Here is a 6,071-nt window from a genome sequence, read left to right as displayed (position 1 = left end):
TGGCCCCTGCCCGGTTCCGGCGCGAGACTGAAACGCTCCACCCGACTGAAAAGACCGGGTTACTTTGACGGATTACCCTGCAAGGCAGGACGCACCGGCAATGTTCAGCTCAATCCGGGGCGTCGTTAACCTTGGCCCTGGAAGCGCGGCCCTTAGGGGCGATGTTGGATTCGGTCAAGGCAATGAATTCCGCTTGGGGCGCTCACGCCAACATTGCTGTCATTCCCGGCGACTGATGTTGTCGTTGAAAGCTGCCGTTCGCTTGCGGGCTAATTTTTGGCGGCAACTGGGCCGGAAGCCGCCCGTCCGTTCTTGGGGCTGAAAATGCCAAACGCCGCCGTTCGGCTAACGACCCCAAAACGGACATAAGCCGCAGAACACCGTTGCGCCCCAAAATCCGTCATTGGAGTGGCAGCCATTGCTTCACAAATGCTGGCATTTTTTCAGAGCGGATCATGACCGCAATGTGGGCAAATCGCATTAGTTCATGGCCAAGGCGAACAATAATGGCCCTGAAATTGGCGCTTCAGATTTGAGAATTTGGCAGCGTCTTCGCAGCGCATGGACGGGGCACAATTGCGCTTGTTGCACTACAGTTTAATTCCCAAGCGACCCGACGCGGTTTTGCGATGACCTCGGGCCTCGTCCAACTCGCCTGCTCGACCTAGTCCGAAAGGCGGCATATTGCCGTAAACGCATTCGTAGTTGCCTGCAGTGACGGCGAAAGTTTCGTGCCAGATGCCGACCGTGCCGTCGAAGCCCACGGCCTTGTTAAATGCGTGCCATGCTGGCAGATGCTCTGCATCCCGGTTTTTCGCATAGCTGAGAAGCTGGTCCATGGACCGCCAGTATTGTACCTGAATGGTCGTTCTCGAAATCCACGATTCGTGATGAAGAAATCCAAGCTCGGGCTTGGAATACAATTCTTCAAGCATGCGCGACATGGCCCCGGCAACGGGCAACCATTTGTAGAATTTGAGGGGTTTGTTGATCCGCATTCCGATGAGAAAGACGACAAAGTCACCCTGCAGAGTGCCCATCATGCGGTCTGCGACGATCATGACAGCTCGCCTTGTGCCTGCGCCGGATACGCGTTCGGAGCAAATGCAACGGATTGCGTTCCGGTTTTCCTCAAATCTGGAACTGCGCCGTTTTCGATCAGGGAGTAGGCCTGCTCGATGCAGCTTTGCCTTACCCCGATCCATTTTGTCATTCCGAGTTTCTGTTCGGCGGGCGAAATGTCGAATGTCGGGCGTTGGCCAATATGAACCTGGATGGCCCGCAGGCTGCTATCAAACACAGAAAGTATCTTGAATAGCCAGCCCGGCATCGGCGCACGCGTTACACGGTACCCGAGCGGACCGAACTCTTCGAAGAGCAACTCTGCCACTTCACGTGCGGCAAAGTCGAAAGCAACGCCGATAAACCGCTGCTCTGCCGCATCCGGCGCGGTCATGGCCCGAATATGCATCCGCGCGATATCGCGCACATCAACGCCCGGAAAAATCATGTTGGGCACGGCCGGCATTTGCCGCTTTAGCAGCCGCATCGTCGTTTCCGCCGATGTGCCTGGTACACCGCCAAGATAGGGCCCGCACATCAGGCCTGCACAAACGGTCGCCAGCTCAAAACGCCTTTCGATTGGCAGTTCCGCAACAAACTCCCACGCCGCCAGTTCGGCCATCAACTTGCTGGCCGGGTAGGGATCCACCGGTTTTGCGGGATCGTTCAGCGTTCCCCAATCATACTCGTCCCAGACTTTTTGCATCTGGTCGCGTCCGGCAAACAGTGCGGCAATCGAACTGGTCAAGACGACCCGCTTCACTGTGCGTCCCTTGTCGCTGGCTATGGCCCGCAAAACATTAAGTGTCCCGTCCACCGCCGGCCGGATCACAATATCGGAATCGTCCGGAATTGCCGCCGGAAACGGCGACGCCACGTGAAGTACATAGTCACAACCCGCGACGGCATCGCGCCAGCTTTGCGGATGCAGCAAGTCGGCTTGCGCCAGCTCCAGGCGGCCCCCGCCGCTCGCGCCACCCAAGGCGCGCACATGGGCATTTTTCTGCTCGTCGTTCAGCGATCGCAACGTCCCGCGTACACGGTACCCGGCTTCGAGAAGTTGCTGCACGCAATGCGCCCCCAGAAATCCACTTGCGCCTGTGACCAGCACTAGCGGGCCGATGTCTCCGGCATCTGACGGCATCACAATTGGGGCAGCTCGAGGCGCGCTAAGACTGCGGTCAGGTGAAGTCATAGGTTGGTTTCCTTAAAGTGAGTCGAGTTACGATGTGAACGATGGTAACATGAACTTTGCTTCACAGAAACCGAAATGTGAACATCGGTAACATTTGGTAGTTTTGGCAAAACTCTCTATGGCAGGAGCAGCCCGTCTTTCCGGGAATTCTATGATTTTGCATGCTAGGCGTTATGACCACAGCCGACCTCCGATCCCCTCAACGAAGCACCTACCATCATGGCGATCTCGCTCTCGCTTTGCGGGATTTGGCCATTGGAATGATCGCAGAGCACGGGGTGGATTCATTTTCGTTGCGCCGGGCCGCTGCTGAGCTTGGCGTCGCACCAAGCGCGATATACCGTCATTATTCTGACAAAAGCGCGCTTCTCAAAGCAATCTGCGTCGAAGGCTTTAGTCTGCTGGGGCAGCAATGGCTCGATCTGATGGGTAGCTATGTCGCGAGCGTGGACAGTTCCGCGCAATCAATAAGTCTGGCGCGATTTTCTGCTGGTGCAGACGCTTACTTCCGGTTTGCGCTTGAGCAGTCGGTCCTGTTTCAATTAATGTATGGAGAGTTCGGCACTGGATCAGCCGATTGGTCGCTTGAAGACGAGAATGACCCGCTTAACCCGTTCACGATCTTGGACGATATTCTGGACGAATTGCGCGATTCTGGCCTGATTTCAAAGCGGGCACGAGTTGGCGCTGAAGTTGCGGCCTATGCCGCAATCCACGGTGTTTCAGCGCTCGCGGCATCAGGTGCTTTCCGCGGCAAAGATGAAGCCCAAATGTGGGAGCAGCTCGAAATTGTGAAACGAAATTTGCTGAGCGGATTGCGCAATGAGGATGTTCTTAATGCTCCCTCCACGGTCATGGAAATCGATCCAGTAACGCTAATCAGAACATTGAAACGCTCATAAAGTTGAGCAATAATTACCCGAGGGATTTCCTCTCATGTTTTTCACGAGAACTGCAAAATTCTGATCCAGTCGCTTGCGTCGTGATGCCGCATTGCGCTTCGCTTGAGTCGATTTCGTTGAAAAACTCTCCTAAACGGCAGCTTTCCACCCCATGTCGGCCGATCAGCGCACGTTCGCGGCAACATGGAAGCGGTCGATCAGAGCTGCCGAGCGACCGCTTCTTTGGCTAGATTTCAGTTCGCTCCGCCCTGCCATGCCTAACCGGAATGTCTAACTTCTCGCCACACCGCCCAACAAACCATTTTCCTACATCCCGCCGCCCGCGCTAAGGTTTCCTTCCACAGGGGAATCCAACACCTTGGCCTGAAAGGCGCTCTTCCCCCGTGTCTCCCCCGCCCCGCTCCACGCGCAAGACCCCGCGTCAGGCCACATCACTGGTCGCCTTTGAACCTGCACCTGTGCCAGAGGATGACGATCCGCTGCTGGCCTTCGCGCCCTATCTGCACCCCTGCCCGCGGCGCAATTCGATCACGCCGGACAAGCAGCGCGCGTTCATCGCTGCGCTGGCCGCGACCGGGATTGTAAGCCAGGCGGCGCGGACCATCGGCAAGAGCCTGGAAGCGCTGTACAAGCTGCGGGCACGCCGCGGCGCCGAAGGATTTGCCGCGGCGTGGGAACAGGCGGCAGAGCGCGGGCTGGACCGGCTGGAGGATTGCGCGCTGGAACTGGCGCTGGTTGGCGAGGAACTGCCCATCGTTTCGGCCGGCAAGCTGCTGGGCACTTATCGCAAGCACAACTTTGCCCATCTGCGTTTCATGCTGAGCCAGCGGCGACCCGATCGTTATGGCGGCCGCGCCCGGCCGGCCGATCTGCTGGCGCTGGCGCCGGACGATCCGGTGCTGGTCAAGCTACGCGCGCAGTGGCTGGCCGAATACGAAGCCGAGCAGGACCGCATGACCGAGGCCGAACGCCTGGCGAACGAGGCGTTCCTGACCAAGTTGACGCACCGTTATGAAGTGCTGCGGCAAAAGGCGCTGGCGATTGAACAGGGGGTCTGGTTCGATGCCGAGGCGGCGGCCGCGGCGGTGTGCGATGCCGGCAACGCGGCCGATCACGCTGCGCCGGACTGATCGGTCAACCGGCGGCTGGGCTCTTTGGGCTGGTGCAGGCTGATCACGTGATCGACCCCGCCGACGGTGATCGCCAGGGTCCCGGCCTCGGTCACTTCGATAAAGCCTTTGGAACGCAGATACCAGACGTGAAACTCGAAATTGTCGTCGCTGCAGCGGAAGTGATCCTGCAGGGTATAGGCCCCCACTCCGCCCCCGGCAAAGTTTTCGCGCCGCGATTTGTACAGGTACATCAGGATGTTGCGCTGCAAGGCTGCATCGCCCAGCGCGACATCGCCGGACAGCTCTGATTCTTCGGCAGGGGCTTCGGGGTGGCCGTTGCGGGCGCGGTAGATCTCGTCATAACGGGCGCGCTTTTCCGGGAACTTGAGGACGTTCCACGCATCGATCACGGCCGAAAAACGATCGACGTCCGCAGTCTTTTCATGATCGGGATGGTATATCTTGGCCAGGTGCCGATACGCATTCTCAATCATCTTGAGATCGCAGTGCGGATTTACCTGCAGCACTTCGTACAGATCTGTGAACGGTTCCCTGTCGGGCATGTAATTCCCCTGTCTCGGCATGAACAGGTAGCGATCATGCCCGCAGCGCGAAAGTGGCTTTGCGCGCCTAACCCCTAATTGATCCGTCAGTGTCGCGCTGCGGGGCGGCGGGGCAGGATCGGCATTGCAGCACAGCATCTTGGCAAGGGACCGGCGCGATGGGCATTCTTGATACATTCCGGCTGGACGGCCAGGTGGCGGTGGTGACCGGCGCGGGCAAGGGCATCGGGCGCGCCATTGCCATTGCGCTTGCCGAAGCGGGCGCCGATGTCGCCGTTGCCGCGCGCACCCAGGCTGATCTGGACAGCGTGGCGGATGATATCCGGGCCTGCGGGCGCCGGGCGCTGGCGCTGGCCACCGATGCGACCGACCGCGCCGCGCTGGACCGGCTGGCCGAAGGCGCGGCAGCCACGCTGGGTCCGCTGACCATCTGGGTCAACAACGCAGGCGGCATACCCGATGGCACCCCGCGTTATCTGACCCGCACCGACGATGACCAGTTCGATGCGCAGATCGCGCTCAACCTCAAAGCGGTGTGGATGGGCGCCACCGTGGCCGCGCGGCACATGGGCGCGGGCGGCGGGGCGATCGTCAACATATCGTCGCGTTCGGCCTATGGCCCGCAGGTCAAGAACGGGCCCTATGGTGCGGCCAAGGCGGCGGTCAACAGCCTGACATCGACCCTGTCGGTCGAACTGGCCCCCGCCATCCGGGTCAATGCTGTGGCCCCCGGCCCGGTGCCGACCGAAAACTTTGACGATTGCATGGGCACCGACACGGCCGAAAAGCGCGAAAAGCTGCTGGCAATGATCGGCATTCCGCTGGCGCGATATGGCACGCCCCAGGATATCGCCGCTGCCGTGGTCTACCTTGCCTCGCCGGCGGCAAGCTGGGTCACGGGGCAATGCCTTTACGTCACCGGCGGACGCTGATCGCAGACCGGAACAACGGGTGCGAGATTTCGCTTTGTCACCTTCAATGTTATGATATGTTGTTACATTATACGCAGACTCGCAGACAAGCGGGCCGCGTAGGACAACTGATGGAGGATGCCATGGCTTATGCCAGTACACTTGATACCAACCGCCGCCTCGGCACGCTGACGCTGGTTGCGGGGCTGCATGCGATCGCCGGCTATGCGCTGGTCACCGGGCTTGCCGCAAAGTTCCTGCCGCCTGCCGTGCCGCCGCCGATCGTTGCCGACAATTTCCGCCTGCCCCCGCCCAAGCCGGTTGAG

Annotated in this window: 6 protein-coding genes and 1 pseudogene; 4 read left to right on the top strand and 3 right to left on the bottom strand. The window is 59.6% G+C overall.

From position 1 onward, the window contains the following. Window positions 1-590: 590 nt before the first annotated feature. Together Q0L62_RS12850 and Q0L62_RS12845 are read right to left on the bottom strand one after the other, a co-directional pair. Complete coding sequence (locus tag Q0L62_RS12850; RefSeq protein WP_296680500.1) at window positions 591-1,061, bottom strand: DUF4188 domain-containing protein; 471 nt, start codon at window positions 1,059-1,061, stop codon at window positions 591-593. Beyond that, entirely contained in the window at window positions 1,058-2,257 is a 1,200-nt protein-coding gene (locus Q0L62_RS12845) for an aldehyde reductase (RefSeq protein WP_296680498.1), read from the bottom strand. Before Q0L62_RS12845 ends, Q0L62_RS12850 begins: the two co-directional genes overlap by 4 nt. Window positions 2,258-2,430: 173 nt before the next feature. On the opposite strand from Q0L62_RS12845, the gene Q0L62_RS12840 reads away from it, so the two are divergent. Together Q0L62_RS12840 and Q0L62_RS12835 are read left to right on the top strand one after the other, a co-directional pair. Beyond that, a complete protein-coding gene (locus tag Q0L62_RS12840) occupies window positions 2,431-3,159 on the top strand; it encodes a TetR/AcrR family transcriptional regulator (protein WP_296680496.1) in 729 nt (242 codons plus the stop codon). Window positions 3,160-3,542: 383 nt separating this feature from the next. Next, the gene (locus tag Q0L62_RS12835) at window positions 3,543-4,289 is read left to right on the top strand and encodes a hypothetical protein (RefSeq protein ID WP_296680495.1); all 747 of its coding nucleotides are present in this window, start codon (window positions 3,543-3,545) and stop codon (window positions 4,287-4,289) included. Here Q0L62_RS12835 and Q0L62_RS12830 read toward each other — a convergent pair. Further along, entirely contained in the window at window positions 4,271-4,834 is a 564-nt protein-coding gene (locus Q0L62_RS12830; RefSeq protein ID WP_296680493.1) for a DnaJ domain-containing protein, read from the bottom strand. The two genes, Q0L62_RS12835 and Q0L62_RS12830, sit on opposite strands and share 19 nt — an antisense overlap. A 158-nt stretch (window positions 4,835-4,992) precedes the next feature. Between Q0L62_RS12830 and Q0L62_RS12825 the strand changes: the two genes are divergently transcribed. Then, window positions 4,993-5,766 carry an SDR family NAD(P)-dependent oxidoreductase gene (locus tag Q0L62_RS12825; protein WP_296680490.1) on the top strand — a complete coding sequence of 258 codons (774 nt, stop codon included), beginning with the start codon at window positions 4,993-4,995 and terminating at the stop codon, window positions 5,764-5,766. Between the two features lie 110 nt (window positions 5,767-5,876). Then, a pseudogene (locus Q0L62_RS12820) lies at window positions 5,877-6,071 on the top strand (hypothetical protein); the annotation flags it as partial.

This window comes from Novosphingobium sp., from assembly GCF_024642085.1.
Classification (GTDB): domain Bacteria; phylum Pseudomonadota; class Alphaproteobacteria; order Sphingomonadales; family Sphingomonadaceae; genus Novosphingobium.
This window is presented reverse-complemented; position numbering and strand designations above follow the sequence as displayed.

Coding starts and splice junctions, on each gene's coding strand:
- Q0L62_RS12850 (WP_296680500.1), bottom strand. CDS start 1,061: ATGATCGTCGCAGACCGCATGATGGGCACTCTGCAGGGTGACTTTGTC.
- Q0L62_RS12845 (WP_296680498.1), bottom strand. CDS start 2,257: ATGACTTCACCTGACCGCAGTCTTAGCGCGCCTCGAGCTGCCCCAATT.
- Q0L62_RS12840 (WP_296680496.1), top strand. CDS start 2,431: ATGACCACAGCCGACCTCCGATCCCCTCAACGAAGCACCTACCATCAT.
- Q0L62_RS12830 (WP_296680493.1), bottom strand. CDS start 4,834: ATGCCCGACAGGGAACCGTTCACAGATCTGTACGAAGTGCTGCAGGTA.
- Q0L62_RS12825 (WP_296680490.1), top strand. CDS start 4,993: ATGGGCATTCTTGATACATTCCGGCTGGACGGCCAGGTGGCGGTGGTG.